The sequence below is a fragment of the Streptomyces sp. NPDC029466 genome (assembly GCF_055574515.1).
The window spans coordinates 1-13,578 of the sequence record NZ_JBVHZH010000037.1 but is presented as its reverse complement, the minus strand read 5'-3'; the positions used below and the strand labels follow the sequence as shown (position 1 = coordinate 13,578).

Annotated in this window: 11 protein-coding genes; 7 read left to right on the top strand and 4 right to left on the bottom strand. The window is 73.6% G+C overall.

Annotated elements, in window-relative coordinates; genetic code table 11:
• The first annotated feature begins 137 nt into the window (after nucleotides 1-137).
• Nucleotides 138-566: a PPOX class F420-dependent oxidoreductase gene (locus ACZ4XD_RS25805; protein WP_468045817.1), complete on the top strand. Its 429-nt coding sequence runs from the start codon at nucleotides 138-140 to the stop codon at nucleotides 564-566.
• A 48-nt stretch (nucleotides 567-614) separates the two neighbouring features.
• On the opposite strand, the gene ACZ4XD_RS25800 is transcribed toward ACZ4XD_RS25805, so the two are convergent.
• On the bottom strand, nucleotides 615-1,229 hold the full coding sequence (locus ACZ4XD_RS25800; protein WP_398834116.1) for a GTP-binding protein: 615 nt from the start codon (nucleotides 1,227-1,229) through the stop codon (nucleotides 615-617).
• A 297-nt stretch (nucleotides 1,230-1,526) separates the two neighbouring features.
• Between ACZ4XD_RS25800 and ACZ4XD_RS25795 the strand changes: the two genes are divergently transcribed.
• Both ACZ4XD_RS25795 and ACZ4XD_RS25790 read left to right on the top strand, forming a co-directional pair.
• A complete protein-coding gene (locus ACZ4XD_RS25795; RefSeq protein WP_468045814.1) occupies nucleotides 1,527-1,661 on the top strand; it encodes a hypothetical protein in 135 nt (44 codons plus the stop codon).
• A complete protein-coding gene (locus tag ACZ4XD_RS25790; RefSeq protein WP_468045812.1) occupies nucleotides 1,658-2,269 on the top strand; it encodes a class I SAM-dependent methyltransferase in 612 nt (203 codons plus the stop codon). Before ACZ4XD_RS25795 ends, ACZ4XD_RS25790 begins: the two co-directional genes overlap by 4 nt.
• Before the next feature lie 56 nt (nucleotides 2,270-2,325).
• Here ACZ4XD_RS25790 and ACZ4XD_RS25785 read toward each other — a convergent pair whose 3' ends face one another.
• Together ACZ4XD_RS25785 and ACZ4XD_RS25780 are read right to left on the bottom strand one after the other, a co-directional pair.
• On the bottom strand, nucleotides 2,326-3,219 hold the full coding sequence (locus tag ACZ4XD_RS25785) for an oxygenase MpaB family protein (RefSeq protein ID WP_468045810.1): 894 nt from the start codon (nucleotides 3,217-3,219) through the stop codon (nucleotides 2,326-2,328).
• Between the two features lie 102 nt (nucleotides 3,220-3,321).
• Nucleotides 3,322-3,768 (bottom strand): hypothetical protein, encoded by a 447-nt coding sequence (locus ACZ4XD_RS25780; protein ID WP_468045808.1) that lies wholly within the window; start codon nucleotides 3,766-3,768, stop codon nucleotides 3,322-3,324.
• Between the two features lie 89 nt (nucleotides 3,769-3,857).
• Here ACZ4XD_RS25780 and ACZ4XD_RS25775 point away from each other — a divergent pair, with 89 nt between their 5' ends.
• Nucleotides 3,858-4,640 carry a hypothetical protein gene (locus ACZ4XD_RS25775; protein WP_468045806.1) on the top strand — a complete coding sequence of 261 codons (783 nt, stop codon included), beginning with the start codon at nucleotides 3,858-3,860 and terminating at the stop codon, nucleotides 4,638-4,640.
• Between the two features lie 800 nt (nucleotides 4,641-5,440).
• On the opposite strand, the gene ACZ4XD_RS25770 is transcribed toward ACZ4XD_RS25775, so the two are convergent.
• On the bottom strand, nucleotides 5,441-5,623 hold the full coding sequence (locus tag ACZ4XD_RS25770) for a hypothetical protein (RefSeq protein WP_042161392.1): 183 nt from the start codon (nucleotides 5,621-5,623) through the stop codon (nucleotides 5,441-5,443).
• Nucleotides 5,624-5,770: 147 nt separating this feature from the next.
• Here ACZ4XD_RS25770 and ACZ4XD_RS25765 point away from each other — a divergent pair, with 147 nt between their 5' ends.
• The 3 genes from ACZ4XD_RS25765 to ACZ4XD_RS25755 all read left to right on the top strand — a co-directional run bounded on the left by ACZ4XD_RS25765 (nucleotide 5,771) and on the right by ACZ4XD_RS25755 (nucleotide 13,441).
• The gene (locus ACZ4XD_RS25765; protein ID WP_468045804.1) at nucleotides 5,771-8,797 is read left to right on the top strand and encodes a DEAD/DEAH box helicase; all 3,027 of its coding nucleotides are present in this window, start codon (nucleotides 5,771-5,773) and stop codon (nucleotides 8,795-8,797) included.
• On the top strand, nucleotides 8,794-10,107 hold the full coding sequence (locus tag ACZ4XD_RS25760) for an SWIM zinc finger family protein (protein WP_468045802.1): 1,314 nt from the start codon (nucleotides 8,794-8,796) through the stop codon (nucleotides 10,105-10,107). The genes ACZ4XD_RS25765 and ACZ4XD_RS25760 overlap by 4 nt, the downstream gene beginning before the upstream one ends.
• 286 nt (nucleotides 10,108-10,393) lie before the next feature.
• Complete coding sequence (locus ACZ4XD_RS25755; RefSeq protein WP_468045800.1) at nucleotides 10,394-13,441, top strand: glycoside hydrolase family 2 TIM barrel-domain containing protein; 3,048 nt, start codon at nucleotides 10,394-10,396, stop codon at nucleotides 13,439-13,441.
• Nucleotides 13,442-13,578: the final 137 nt, after the last annotated feature.

Sequence of the window (13,578 nt, the reverse complement as noted above, 5' to 3'; positions counted from 1 at the left end):
CGTGGCCGGACCGCGGCCCGTGGTCCGTTCGAAGGCCGTCGTGCCAGCCTGTCCCACCTCGGCCGTCTCGGCAAGCGGCCCCTCGTACCGGCGTGCCAGGGGAGACCGGTTCGTGCCGCATGGCCGAGGATGTCGGCATGGCACACAAGATGACGAAGGACGAGTGGCAGAGGTTCCTTTCCGAGGGGACCCGGACCGGCAAGCTGGCGACCGTACGGGACGACGGCAGCCCGCACATCGCGCCGGTGTGGTTCCTCATGGACGGTGACGAGCTGGTGTTCAACACCGGGGAGGAGACGGTCAAGGGCCGCAACCTCGCCCGCGACGGCAGGATGGCACTGTGCGTCGACGACGACCGGCCACCGTTTTCCTTCGTGGTGGTGCACGGGACGGCGGAGATCAGCAGCGATCTGGCGGAGGTCCGTCACTGGGCGGCCAGGATCGCGGCCCGCTACATGGGCGAGGAGCGGGCGGAGGAGTACGGCGCCCGCAACGGCGTGCCGGGCGAGCTGGTGGTGCGGGTCAGGATCGACAAGGTCGTCGCCCTGGCGGCCGTGGCGGACTGAGGGCGCAGGTGGCGCGGCCCGTCCGCGCCGCGCCACCTGCCGCCGCGGTCATCCCACCGAATCCAGCACCCTGCCGGAGTGCCGCCGCCCCGCGTGCTCGACGAGCCGTACCAGCACCTCCTTGCCGGAGTCGCGGTCCCTCGCGTCGCAGAGCACGACGGGGGTGCCACGGTCCAGATCCAGCGCGCGGGCCACCTCGTCGGCGCCGTAGGACCGGGACTCCGCGAAGCAGTTGACGGCTACCAGGAACGGGATCGCGCGGCGCTCGAAGTAGTCGACCGCCGGGAAGCAGTCCTGGAGCCGCCGGGTGTCGGCCAGGACGACGGCGCCCAGGGCGCCCTCCGACAGGTCGTCCCACAGGAACCAGAAGCGGTCCTGCCCCGGGGTGCCGAAGAGATAGAGCGACAGGCCCTGCCGAATGGTGATGCGGCCGAAGTCCATCGCCACGGTGGTGGTGCCCTTGAGGTCCACTCCCCCGGTGTCGTCGACCGTCTCACCCGCCTCGCTGAGCCGTTCCTCCGTACGCAGCGGGTGGATCTCACTGACCGAGCCCACCAGTGTTGTCTTGCCCACGCCGAAGCCGCCCGCGACTAAGATCTTCAGGGTCAACTCGGCGTCGAGGCCCGGGGCTGCGCCCTCCGGGGCCCCTTGTGCGGCGTTCATCGGCCGTCTCCTCCAGGATGCAGGGTCCTGCGTGTCACGGGGTGTGCGGATCCATGGCTCGACGGGGGGGAGCCTTCGGCGGCAGAGGGCCGCCCGAAATCCATGGCGAGGACCGTACCGCCCGCTGACAGGGATTTTCCCGGAATTGCCAAAGCCGTCACGTCATCCGATCAAGAAGCCCATCAGCCTCCGGATTCGTGATAGTTGGGCCGAGGAGCGGCATCCGCCGCCGGAGGCCGGGCCGTCCGCGGCGGCGTTCGCCCGGTGACCGGCCGGGCCGTGCGGGATCATGGGCTCATGAGGCGGCAGCAGGCACCGGAGCGGCGCGGATCACCGCTCGTGACGCATGTCTCGCCGGGTGCCGTCGAGTGCCACGGCGTCGCCGTCCTCGCCGTCTCCGCCGCCCGTCGCATCCCCGGAGGAGCCCGATGACCGACCACCACGCCGACCGTCCGCAGGAGGTCCGTGCGTTCTTCGCGTCCCGCGCCGCCACCTGGGACACGAAGTTCCCCGACGACGGCCCCGCCTATGCGGCCGGCGTCGCCGAACTGGGCCTCCAGGAAGGCGAACGGGTCCTGGACGCCGGCTGCGGTACCGGACGCGCGCTACCCGCGCTCCGGGCAGCCGTGGGACCGCGCGGAACGGTGCTGGGCGCCGATCTCACGCCCGAGATGCTGGCGGCCGCCGTACGGGCCGGGCGTGACCGGGACGCGGCGCTGCTGCTCGCGGACGTGGCCCGGCTGCCGCTGCCCGATGCCGCGCTGGACGCCGTTTTTGCCGCGGGGCTGCTGTCGCATCTGCCGGACTCGGCGGGCGGCCTCACCGAACTCGCCAGGACCGTCCGCCCCGGTGGCCGGCTGGCCCTCTTCCACCCCATCGGGCGGGCCGCCCTCGCCGCGCGCAAGGGCCGCCCGATCACGCCCGACGATCTGCGGGCCGAGCCGAATCTGCGGCCCCTCCTCGCCGGCTGCGGCTGGGACCTCATCCGGTACGAGGACGAGGACTCCCGCTACCTGGCGCTGGCGGTCCGCCAGGGCTGACGCCCAACTGGACGGGACACCCACCCGGACGGGACGCCCGCTCGGATGGACCGGTCTCAGGACGCCGGGCCCTCCCCGTGCGGAACCGGGCAGGTGCCGGTGGGACGGGAGGTGGGGAAGGTGCCGAGCTCGGCCACCCGGAAGCCGTTCGGGTAGCCCTTGATCTCGGGGTTCTGGCGGGCGTAGTGCGGGGTGCGGCGGGGCGGCAGCAGTCGTACGGCCTTGGCGCGCAGCTTCAGGGCGGTACGCACCGTCTTCTGGACCGCCGGCTTGGGCCGCTCGTACCGGAAGGCGTCCAGAAGTGAGTCGTCCAGGAGGGCCATGCTGGCACCGCGCACCACCGGGGCGAGCGGGCCGTACCACCCCGCCATCAGGTCCAAGGTCGCGTCCGAGACCCGTCGCGCGCCCTCGTCCCAGCCGAAGTGCGCCTCCTCGTAGGCGTCGAGGCACTGCTCGAAGTCCTCGTAGGTCCGCGGGAGTTCGGTGATGCCCATGTGGCGGCCGAGGGTACGGTAATAGGTGGCCACGGCATGCTGCTCATGTGCGGTCAGCCGCCGCCAGCCGTACTCGTCCAGCCAGCGCTTGGGCACCACCACGAAGGTGCACAGGACATAGCGCATGTCCTCGTTGCTGATGTCATAGCTGCGGTGCATCTGGTTGATGCGCCGGATCGCCGTCCGGCCGTCCTCGCTGTCGAAGCCGTGCTCGACGACGGCGTCCAGGAGGAGGGCGGTGTCGTCATAGCGCTTTTGGGTGCGGTCCGTCAGCTCCGCCGTCTCGGCGAGCAGCCGGCCGATGCTCGGCACGGCATAGGTGCGGTAAAGCGCCAGCTCCAGGGCCCGGGTGATGTCCCAGGGGAATTCATGGGTCGCGATGATGCGGTAGATCCGCAGGAAGTCGCGCTCCGGGTCGAGTCGCCGGATCTCCCTCAACCAGTCGTAGCGCCGCACCTGACAACCGTCCCTTCGTTCGCCGAAGCGCCAATTTTACGGGCGTGGGCGGCACTTGAACGGTGTGGCGGGGTGTCAGATCGCGCCCCGCGGTGGCCGGAATCAGCCGCGCCGGGTGGTCTCCCGTGAGCGCTTCGGCACATCGGCCGGCTGCCGGGCGCTGCGGGTGCCGCGTCCCGGGGTACGGGCGTCGGCACCGTAGCGGTCGGTGAGAGTGGCATCCACTACGGCCAGCGCCGCCCTGACCGGCATACCGGTGCGGCCGGCGAGCGCCAGCCGGTCCTTGACCTCGCGTGGTGTGCGCGGGCGGTAGCCCGGTCCGGTACCGCAGCACCCGCCGTGGAAGGTCAGCCCCGCGCGCAGCACGGCCTCCAGCGCGCGCCACCCGGCCCTGTCGCGCCGCTTGCGCACCGCCACGTCCGCGCCCGCGTTGATCAGCTCACCACGGCACTGCGGGCAGCGGCCCGGTCCCCGCGAGGCCGGCCTCTTCTTCCACGCGGCCCGGCAGACCAGGCACACGAAGTGCATCCGGCGGCTGTAAAAACACATCCGCGCAGCGTACGGCTGGTGACAAGCCCGTACCAAGGCAATTAGGGTGCGCCGACGTACTCCGCAATGGACCCGATGGGGAGGCCCGCGTGCCCACGACCGAGAGCGCCGACAACGATCAGTTGTTCGTGCTGACGGCGGTACTGCTGACGCCCGCGCAGTTCCCGAGCGTGCTCGGCGACGACTACCCCGAGGTGTGCGCGGGCCTGGGGCTCGAACCGTACGCGGAGGGCTACGGACTGGTCCTCGGTCAGGACGGTGACGGCGGGCGCTGGACCGTGGTGACGGAGGATGTGTCACTCGTCGCCTGCGCGATCGCGGCCTGGGACTGCGGCATGGAGTACGACCTCTCGCCCGGCGAGGACAGCATCGTCGGGGCGCTGCCCGGCTGGCCGCTCGCGCTCGCCGTGGCGGCACCCGGTGTGCCGAAGCCGCACGATCCCGAGCCGCAGGAGGGCGACCCGGCGCCCCTCACCCCTCCGGACGCCGAGGAGTGGGGGCCCGCGCAACGGCGGCTCGGCGCGGACGAGATCGCCATGCAATGGGCGGCGTGGCGTGAGCAGGTGGAGGGCGACGTCAGCTTTGCCGAGCCGGGGGATGAGGCGCACGAGGGGGTGCGGCGGGTGCTGAAGGAGGCGCGCGGCTATGTGAACGAGCCGCCGCCGCCCGGGCGGGTGCGGTCGTCGTTCGCGGCGGGGGAGGCGCGGACGCTGCGGGTGGATGGGCCCGGGTGGAGCATGGTTGCCCGTACCGATGACATTGCGTTCGTGCTGCTGGATGACGAACCGGGGGAAGTGCATCCGGTGGGGCGGGGGCCCGAGCTGCCGGGGCTGTTGGCGGCGCTTGACGAGTTGGCGGCGCGGCCCGTTTGAAAAGTCGGTGCCCTCCGCTTGGGGCGATGTCTGGCGGTGGGTGCGGCTGTTGTTTGGCTGCGGCGCCGTTGTGGCTGGGCGCGCCCCTGTTAGGTCGCCGTACGTCGTTTGGTGCGGCGCCGCTGTGGCTGGGCGCGCCCCTGTTAGGTCGCCGTACGTTGTTTGGTGCGGCGCCGCTGTGGCTGGGCGCGCCCCTGTTAGGTCGCCGTACGTCGTTTGGTGCGGCGCCGCTGTGGCTGGGCGCGCAGTTCCCCGCGCCCCTGTGTTGGCGCCGTGCGTTGTTTGGTGCGGCGCCGTTGTGGCTGGCGCCGTTGCGGGGTCCGTGGGTGCCGCGGGGGTCGGAGGGGACGCACCGGGACCCGTCCTCGGCGCGGGCGACGCGGCTACGAGCGATAGAGCACCCCGGCGTTTGCTCCGGTCCTGCGGGCGGGCCCCGGTACATCCCCTCCGACCGTCCCCCGTTGCCGACCGCCGGGCGGTGACACCGCGCCTCACAGCCCAGCCCGGCCCGCGCCCGTCCTGCGGGGACCAGATGCCTGCCAAGAGGTGCCGCTGCATGGCCGCCGTAACGGTCATCGGTACGGCGGGGCGGCCGCGCATGGACGGAGGTCGGAGGGGATGTCCGGTGAGCCGCCCGCAGGACCCGGAGCGGACAACGGGGTGAGGAACCTCTGGGACCCGCGTCGCCCGCGCCGTGGGGGCACCTCCCGGCCGGAGGCTGGGGGAGGCTTACCGGGCGTCCCCTCCGACCCGCCACCCACAAGCCATAGGCGCACCGGCCCCAGCCACCGGCAAACCCCTCAGCGGCCGAGTTGTTTGCGGCTGACGCGGCGTAGGCGGCGGCGTTGGGAGGAGTCGAGGGTCAGATACGCGACGGCCGGGATTCCGACCATGACCAAGAGGGCCGCCCAGAAGGGCAGCAGCCACAGCAGGATCACTCCCACCGCGACGCCGCCGACCGCGACCTTCGCTTGAGTGGACATCTTCACGCCCCTTCCGCGGCGCATGCCGCGCTCTGTGTACTCCATTGAACGCCGATTTCGCGCCGCAGGTTCCTGCCGGGGGCACGTCGTCCTGTACTCTCGGGCGCTCCAGGCGCGACTAGTCAAACTTGAGGAGCTCGCAACCCCGTGACATCCCTCCCCGCGGCCAGCCCCGCTCAGCTCTCCGTACTCACGCACTGCGCAGCGGTTTTTCTGCCGTCGGATCCGCCGCGGGCCGGGCGGATCGCGTTCTGGCGGCCTGATGGTGAAGGCGTGGGGGACGCGTCGCTCAGCGTTGCGCTGCCGGATGACGACGGCGGGGCTTCCCTGTGCGAGGTTCCGGCCCTGGTGCTGACGGTGGCGGAGGCGGTGCCGGTGCTCACCCGTGCGCGGGCCGGTGGGGACGCCCATCCGGCCGCCGCCTTCTGGGGGGCAGCGTCCGTATTGGCGCTCCAGCTCGCGGCCCGTGGGCGGATACTGCCGGGGGTCAGTCCGGCGGGGTACGACGCCTGGCGGCTGGGTCCGCTCGATCCGGCGGACCTGGCGCGGCTGCGTGATCTCGCCGCCGCGATGCCGCCGTACGCGCACGCGAGCCCGCTCCCGGACACCGACCCGTTGCAGCTGCCGGAGCCCGAACGGCATGTGCGGGCCTTCCTCGACGCGGTGGCGGACGGGCTGCCGCGCTCCCCCGGCGCCGCTTTGGCCACCGGGGCGCCGGCCTTCGCGGTGACCGCGCCGCAGCACATCCCCGAACAGCGCGCCTGGGCGGCGGAGGTCGCCGCGGGGCATGACGCGGGGGTACGGATCTCGCTGCGGGTGGAGGTGCGGGGCGGGGAGCAGGCCGGTGAGGCGGGTGTGCGCCCAGGCCGGCTGCTGCGCGGCGGTGTGGCCGGGGAGGCCGAGGGCGGTCCTGAGGGGGGTCCCCACGGGGGTTCCGACGGGGATTCCGAGGGGGCTTCCGACGGGGCTTCCGACGGGGTGCACTTCACGTTCAGGGCCGTGGTGCAGTTGCACGGTCTCAGTGATCCGGCGCTGGTCGCGGATGCCGCGGAGGTATGGGCGGGGGCTTCGGCGGCGGGGCAGGCTTTCGGGGCGGGGGCGCGGATGGACACGCTGCTGACGTTGCGGCGGGCGGCGGCCGCCTGGGCGCCGCTCACCCCGTTGCTGTCCGCGGCGGTGCCCGATGCGCTGGAGCTCGCCGATGAGGAGATCGCCGAGTTGCTCGGGCCGGCCGCCGGTGCGCTGGCCGCCGCGGGGGTGGCGGTGCACTGGCCGAAGGAGCTGGCACGCACGCTGACCGCCCGTGCCGTGGTGGGGCCGCCCGGTGGGGGCGAGGACGGGGACGGGGGGCAGTGGACGGGGATTCCTTCGTTGTTGTCGGCGGATGCTCTGTTGTCGTTCAGCTGGCGGTTCGCGGTGGGGGACCAGGAGGTCGACAAGGCGGAGCTGGACCGGCTTGCCGAGGCGGGGCGGCCGCTGGTGCGGCTGAACGGTCAGTGGATGCTGATCGATCCGGCGGCGGTGCGGGCCGCCCGGGACCGGCAGGAACGGAAGGTCACCCCGCTCGACGCGCTCGGCGCCGCGCTCACCGGCAGTGCCGAGGACGGGGACGGCGGCCGGGTGGCGGTGGCCGCCTCCGGCTGGCTGGCCCGGCTGCGCGACCGGATCGCCGACCCGGAGGACGACGCCGCGCCCCTCCGGCAGCCGGCGGCGCTCACCGCGACGCTGCGCGACTATCAGCTGCGCGGGCTCGGCTGGCTGCACCGGATGACCTCGCTGGGGCTGGGCGCCTGTCTCGCCGACGACATGGGGCTGGGAAAGACGATCACGCTCATCTCCCTGCATCTGCACCGCCAGACCGCTCCCGAGTCGGCCGGCCCCACCCTTGTCGTCTGTCCCGCCTCCCTCATGGGCAACTGGCAGCGGGAGATCGAGAAGTTCGCACCGGGCACTCCGGTACGCCGCTTCCATGGCGGGCGGCGCAGTCTGGCGGGGCCGGCGGCCGGTGAGTTCGTGCTGACCACGTACGGGACGATGCGGCTCGATGCCGGGAAGCTGGCGGAGGTGGGCTGGGGGCTGGTCGTCGCCGACGAGGCCCAGCACATCAAGAACCCGTTCTCCGCGACCGCCAAGGCGCTGCGGACCCTGCCCGCCAAGGCCCGGGTGGCGCTGACCGGTACCCCGGTGGAGAACAATCTGTCGGAGCTGTGGGCGATCCTGGACTGGACGACTCCGGGCCTGCTGGGGCCGCTGGGCCGGTTCCGTACGCACTATGCGCGGGCCATCGAGGGCGGTGCGGCGGCGTCCCCGGAGGCGGGGGCGGCGGCCGAGCGGCTGGCCCGGCTGGTGCGGCCGTTCCTGCTGCGCCGCCGTAAGTCCGATCCGGGGATCGCGCCGGAGCTGCCGCCCAAGACGGAGACCGACCGTGCGGTAGCGCTGACCAAGGAGCAGGCCGGGCTGTACGAGGCCGTGGTGCGCGAGGGGCTCGACGAGATCGCCGGGACGGACGGGTTCGCCCGCCGCGGGCTGGTGGTCAAGCTGCTCACCTCGCTCAAGCAGATCTGCAACCACCCCGCGCAGTACCTGAAGGAGAGCGGCCCGGCCGCGGACGGCCGTGCGGCGGAAGCGGTGCGGATCGCGGGGCGTTCGGGAAAGGTCGAGCTGCTGGACGAGTTGCTGGACAGCATCCTCGCCGAGGGCGCGAGCGTGCTGGTGTTCACCCAGTACGTGCAGATGGCGCGGCTGCTGGAGGGGCATCTGGCGGCGCGCGGGGTGCCGACGCAGTTGTTGCACGGCGGGACGCCGGTGGCCCGCCGGGAGGAGATGGTGCGGCGCTTCCAGGAGGGGGCGGCGCCGGTGTTCCTGCTGTCGTTGAAGGCGGCGGGTACCGGTCTCAACCTCACCAGGGCGGCGCATGTCGTGCACTTCGACCGCTGGTGGAATCCGGCCGTCGAGGCGCAGGCCACCGACCGCGCCTACCGCATCGGGCAGACCCAGCCGGTGCAGGTCCACCGGATCATCACGGAGGGCACGATCGAGGACCGGATCGCCGACATGCTCGCCCGTAAGCAGCAGTTGGCCGATGCGGTGCTGGGGTCCGGCGAGGCCGCGCTGACCGAACTCAGCGACGCCGAGCTGGCGGATCTGGTCGCCCTGCGGGGGAACGAGCGATGAACATGCGGGGAGATGAGGGACGGATGTATCTGGACGAGGGGGCTTCCGCCGCCGTTGAGCGGACGTTCGAGGCGTTGCCCGCGGCGCCCGGGCGGGCCTTCGCCCGCAGCTGGTGGGGGCAGGCGTGGCTCAAGGCGCTGGAGGACACCGCGCTGGACGGCGCGCAGGTGAAGCTGGGGCGGCGGCATGCGCGGGCCGGTGCGGTCGGTGCGGTGTCGGTGCGTCCCGGCCGGATCACCGCGGTGGTGCAGGACCCGGACCATACGCGGCACCGTTCCGATGTCCTGCTCCAGCAGTTGAGCGCGGCGGACTGGGACCGCTTCCTGGACCTGGTCGCGGACCGGGCCGGGCACATCGCGGCGCTGCTGGACCGTGACATGCCGCCGGTGCTCGTCGAGGATGCCGCCGCGGCCGGGATCGAACTCCTGCCGGGCATCGGTGACCTGGAGCCGGAGTGCAGCTGTGGGGCATGGGACCACTGCGCGCATTCGACCGCGCTGTGCTACCAGATGGCGCGGCTCCTGGACCAGGATCCGTTCGTGCTGCTGCTGATGCGCGGCCGGGGTGAGCGGGAGCTGCTGGACGAGTTGCAGGCGCGCAGTGCGTCGCGGGCGGCGGGACCGGTGGGCGCGGGCGTGGCGGAGCCTTCCGGTGCGGGGGTGCCGGCGGTCGAGGCGTACGCGGCGCGCGACATTCTGCCGCCGCTGCCCGCGCCCCCGCCGCCGGTCGCCGCGCCGGGCACCCCGCCGGTGCTCGGTGGCGGCACCCCGCCCGCGGCCGGGGTGGACGTGGCCGCGCTGGAGTTCCTGATCGGGGACGCGGCGGCGCGCGCCCAGCGGCTGCTGGCGGAGGCGCTGTCCCCGCGGCATCCGGACGGTCCGCCGCCGCCCGTCCTGACGCCTGCCCAGGATGCGGTGCGGCTGGCGGCGGCCCTACCGGGGGCGGCCATATCGGCGCGGCTGGCGGCCGGTTCGGGGCGCGATACGCGGGGTCTGGCGTCGGCCGTACGGGCCTGGGAGCTGGGCGGCGCGGCGGGGCTGGCGGTCCTGGAGGAGGACTGGACACCGGAGCCCGAGGCGCTGGCGCGGGCCACCAGCCGGCTGGCGGCCGCGTGGGAGGACGAGGAGACCCGGCCGCGGCTGCGGGTCACCCGTAACCGCTGGACGGTGGTGGGCGGGGCGGCCCAGTTGCGCTACGGGCGGGACGGCCGCTGGTGGCCGTATCGCCGGGAGGGCGGGCGGTGGGTGCCCGCGGGGCCGGCCACGGACGATCCGGCGGGCGCGCTGGCGGGGTTGTCGGCGGAGGGGTGAGGAGGGAAGAGGTGCGGCGGGGCAGCCATCGGCCGGGGACGGCCTCGCGGGTGGCTCGGCGGAGGGGCGGCCGCTGAGGCGGGGCGGGCCGGGTGGACGGGCGGCTCGGCGGCGGGCCGCCGGGGGCCGGGCGGGCGGCTCAGCAGGTGGCCAGCCGCTGACCGGGGCCGGGCAGCTCGTAGGCCGGCCCGGCCCAATCCCCCCATCCGCCTGCGCCGGGCCGCCGCTCGTGCTTCGCTGAACCGATCCCCCACCGCCCGGCACCTCGCCCGCAGCAGGAGGACCAGTGACCGGCACTTCGCCGCACGCGCCGCACCCCACCTCGTCCGCACCGCCCGCACGGACCCCCGACGGGACGGATGACGCACCGCCCCGCCCCGGCCGCCCGCCGTACTACGAGGACCGCTCGCCGGGAAGCGGGGTACTGCCGCCCCGCGCCTGGTACGCGGGCTCTGACGCCGCCCGGATCTCGCTGCACGGCACCTGGCGGTTCCGGCTCTCGGCCGGCGCCACCGCCGAGGACGACTCGTTCGCCCGGCCGGACTTCGACGACACGCAGTGGCAGGAGCTGCGGGTGCCCGGCCACTGGCCGCTCCAGGGGCGCTTCGCCGCCGAGGGCTCGTACGGGGGCGGGGACCGGCCGCAGCTCGGCGGGGCGCCCGTCTACACCAACACCGCCTACCCCTTCCCGGTCGATCCGCCGCGGGTCCCGGACGAGAACCCGACCGGTGATCACCGGCGCGGCTTCGATCTGCCCGGGGAATGGGGCGACGGGCCCGCGGTGCTGCACTTCGGCGGGGTGGAGTCCTGCGCCCGGGTCTGGCTCAACGGGGTGGAGCTGGGGCACTTCAAGGGCAGCCGGCTGCCGCACGAGTTCGAGGTCGGGCAGCTGCTGCGGCCGCGCGGCAATGTGCTGGCGGTGCGGGTCCACCAGTGGTCGTCGGGCAGTTATCTGGAGGACCAGGACCAGTGGTGGCTCCCCGGCATCTTCCGGGACGTCTCGCTCCACCGCCGTCCCGAGGGCTCGGTCGCCGACCACTTCGTGCACGCCGGATTCGATCACGTCACGGGCCACGGCACCCTGCGGGTGGCATGCGAACCGGCCGGCCGGGTGACCGTCCCCGCACTCGGTCTCGATCTGGCGACCGGGGAGAGCGCCACGGTGCCGGTGCGTCCCTGGACGGCCGAGGAACCGCACCTCTACGACGGGGAGCTGGTCACCCCGGGCGAGCGGATCCGGCTGCGGATCGGCTTCCGTACGGTCCGCGTCGAGGGCGGCCTGCTGACGGTCAACGGCCGGCGGATCCTGCTGCGCGGCGTCAACCGGCATGAGTTCCATCCGCGTTCCGGACGCACCCTCGGGCCGGAGACGATGCGCCGTGATCTGCTGCTGATGAAGCAGCACAACATCAACGCGGTGCGCACCAGCCACTATCCCCCGCACCCCGCCTTTCTGGATCTGTGCGACGAGCTGGGCCTGTGGGTGGTCGACGAGTGCGATCTGGAGACGCACGGTTTCGCCCAGCAGGGCCGGCGGGACAATCCGGTCGACGACGAGCGCTGGGAGCCGGCGCTGCTCGACCGGGCCCGGCGGATGGTCGAGCGGGACAAGAACCACCCCTGCATCGTGCTGTGGTCGCTGGGCAACGAGTGCGGCACGGGGCGCGGGCTGTCCGCGATGGCCGCCTGGATGCGCGAGCGTGACCCGTCCCGGCCGCTGCACTATGAGGGCGATCCCAGCTGCGCCGACACCGATGTCTACTCCCGGATGTACGCCGACCATGCCGAGGTGGAGCGCATCGGGCGCCGTCAGGAGGCACCGCTGCCCGACCCGGAGCTGGACGCCCGGCGGCGGGCGCTCCCCTTCCTGCTGTGTGAGTACGCGCACGCCATGGGCAACGGCCCCGGCGGACTGAGCGAGTACCAGCGGCTGTTCGAGCGCCATGAGCGCTGCCAGGGCGGTTTCGTCTGGGAGTGGATCGATCACGGGCTGCGGCAGCACACGGCCGACGGTGAGGTCTTTTACGCCTACGGCGGCGACTTCGGCGAGGAGCTGCACGACGGGAACTTCGTCTGCGACGGGCTGGTCCTGCCCAACCGGGTGCCCTCCCCCGGCCTGCTGGAGTTCAAGAAGGTCATCGAACCGGTGCGGATCGAGGCCGCGAGCGACGACGGCACGGCGGGCGCGGTCCGGATCACCAATCGGTATGACTTCGCCGGCCTGGAGCATCTCGACTTCCGCTACGTCCACGAGGTGGAGGGCGAGCCGCGCGGGCAGGGCCGGCTGGCGGTGCCGCCGTTGGCGCCCGGCGCGTCGGCCGTGGTGGAGCTGCCAACCCCGCCGTGCGCACCGGGCGACGAGGGCGAGGCGATCTGGACGGTCCAGGCCGTACTGGACCGGGACACCGCATGGGCGCCCGCCGGGCACGAGGTCGCCTGGGGCCAGCTCCCGGCCGCGCCGCGCCCCGCCGCCACTCCCCCGGCGGCCACCGCCACCCCGCGCCGCGGCGAGGGCAAGGTGATCGTCCTCGGTCCGGGGACGTTCGACGCCACCACGGGAAGCCTGGACCATCTGGGCGGCGTACGGCTCGGCGGGCCCCGGCTGGACGTGTGGCGGGCGCCGACCGACAACGACGAGGCCGCGCCCTGGCAGCCGGAGCCGCGGCCGGCCACCGAGTGGCGGCGGCTCGGTCTGCACCGGATGCGGCACCGCGTCGATGCCGTCGAGACCGGCCCGGACTCCTTGGTGGTGCGCACCCGGGTCGCCCCGGCCGGCACGCCGCTGGCGCTGCGCACGGTCTACCACTGGACGGCACAACCCGGCCTGCTGCGGCTGGAGTTGAGCGTCGAACCGGAAGGCGACTGGCCGGTTCCGCTGCCGCGGCTGGGGGTGCGGATGCGGGTCTGCGGCAGTCTGGGTCTCGCCACGTGGTTCGGCGGCGGGCCCGGCGAGGCCTATCCGGACACCCGGGCCGCCGCCCGGGTCGGCCGCTGGTCGATGCCGGTGGACGCGCTCCAGACGCCGTATGTCCGGCCGCAGGAGAACGGGGCGCGGCCCGGCGTGCGCTGGGCGGAGCTGACCCGTACGGACGGCTCGGGTCTGCGGATCGAGGGTGCCCCGGACTTCTTCTTCACCGCCCGCCGGTGGCCGGCCGAGGAGCTGACCGCGGCCCGCCACACCACGGATCTGCGGCCGGGCGAGGATCTGTGGGTCCATCTCGACCACGCGCTGCACGGCATCGGCAGTCAGTCGTGCGGGCCGGGGGTGCTGCCGCAGCACCGGCTGGAGCCGGCTCCGGCGCGCTTCTCGTTCGTGTTCTCGTCGCTGCGCTGAGCCGTGTGCCGCGCCGTGGGGGGGGGGGGGGGGGGGGGGGGGGGGTCCCCCCCTTTGGCGAGGAGAAAGCCGGAGGGCGCGAAGAAAAAGGGCACGGAATAGCTCTCCCCCCCCCGCCCCAAGCCCTTGTTGTGAGT

Coding starts and splice junctions, on each gene's coding strand:
- ACZ4XD_RS25790 (WP_468045812.1), top strand. CDS start 1,658: ATGACCGACCACCACGCCGACCGTCCGCAGGAGGTCCGTGCGTTCTTC.
- ACZ4XD_RS25795 (WP_468045814.1), top strand. CDS start 1,527: ATGAGGCGGCAGCAGGCACCGGAGCGGCGCGGATCACCGCTCGTGACG.
- ACZ4XD_RS25770 (WP_042161392.1), bottom strand. CDS start 5,623: ATGTCCACTCAAGCGAAGGTCGCGGTCGGCGGCGTCGCGGTGGGAGTG.
- ACZ4XD_RS25760 (WP_468045802.1), top strand. CDS start 8,794: ATGAACATGCGGGGAGATGAGGGACGGATGTATCTGGACGAGGGGGCT.
- ACZ4XD_RS25805 (WP_468045817.1), top strand. CDS start 138: ATGGCACACAAGATGACGAAGGACGAGTGGCAGAGGTTCCTTTCCGAG.
- ACZ4XD_RS25800 (WP_398834116.1), bottom strand. CDS start 1,229: ATGAACGCCGCACAAGGGGCCCCGGAGGGCGCAGCCCCGGGCCTCGAC.
- ACZ4XD_RS25780 (WP_468045808.1), bottom strand. CDS start 3,768: ATGTGTTTTTACAGCCGCCGGATGCACTTCGTGTGCCTGGTCTGCCGG.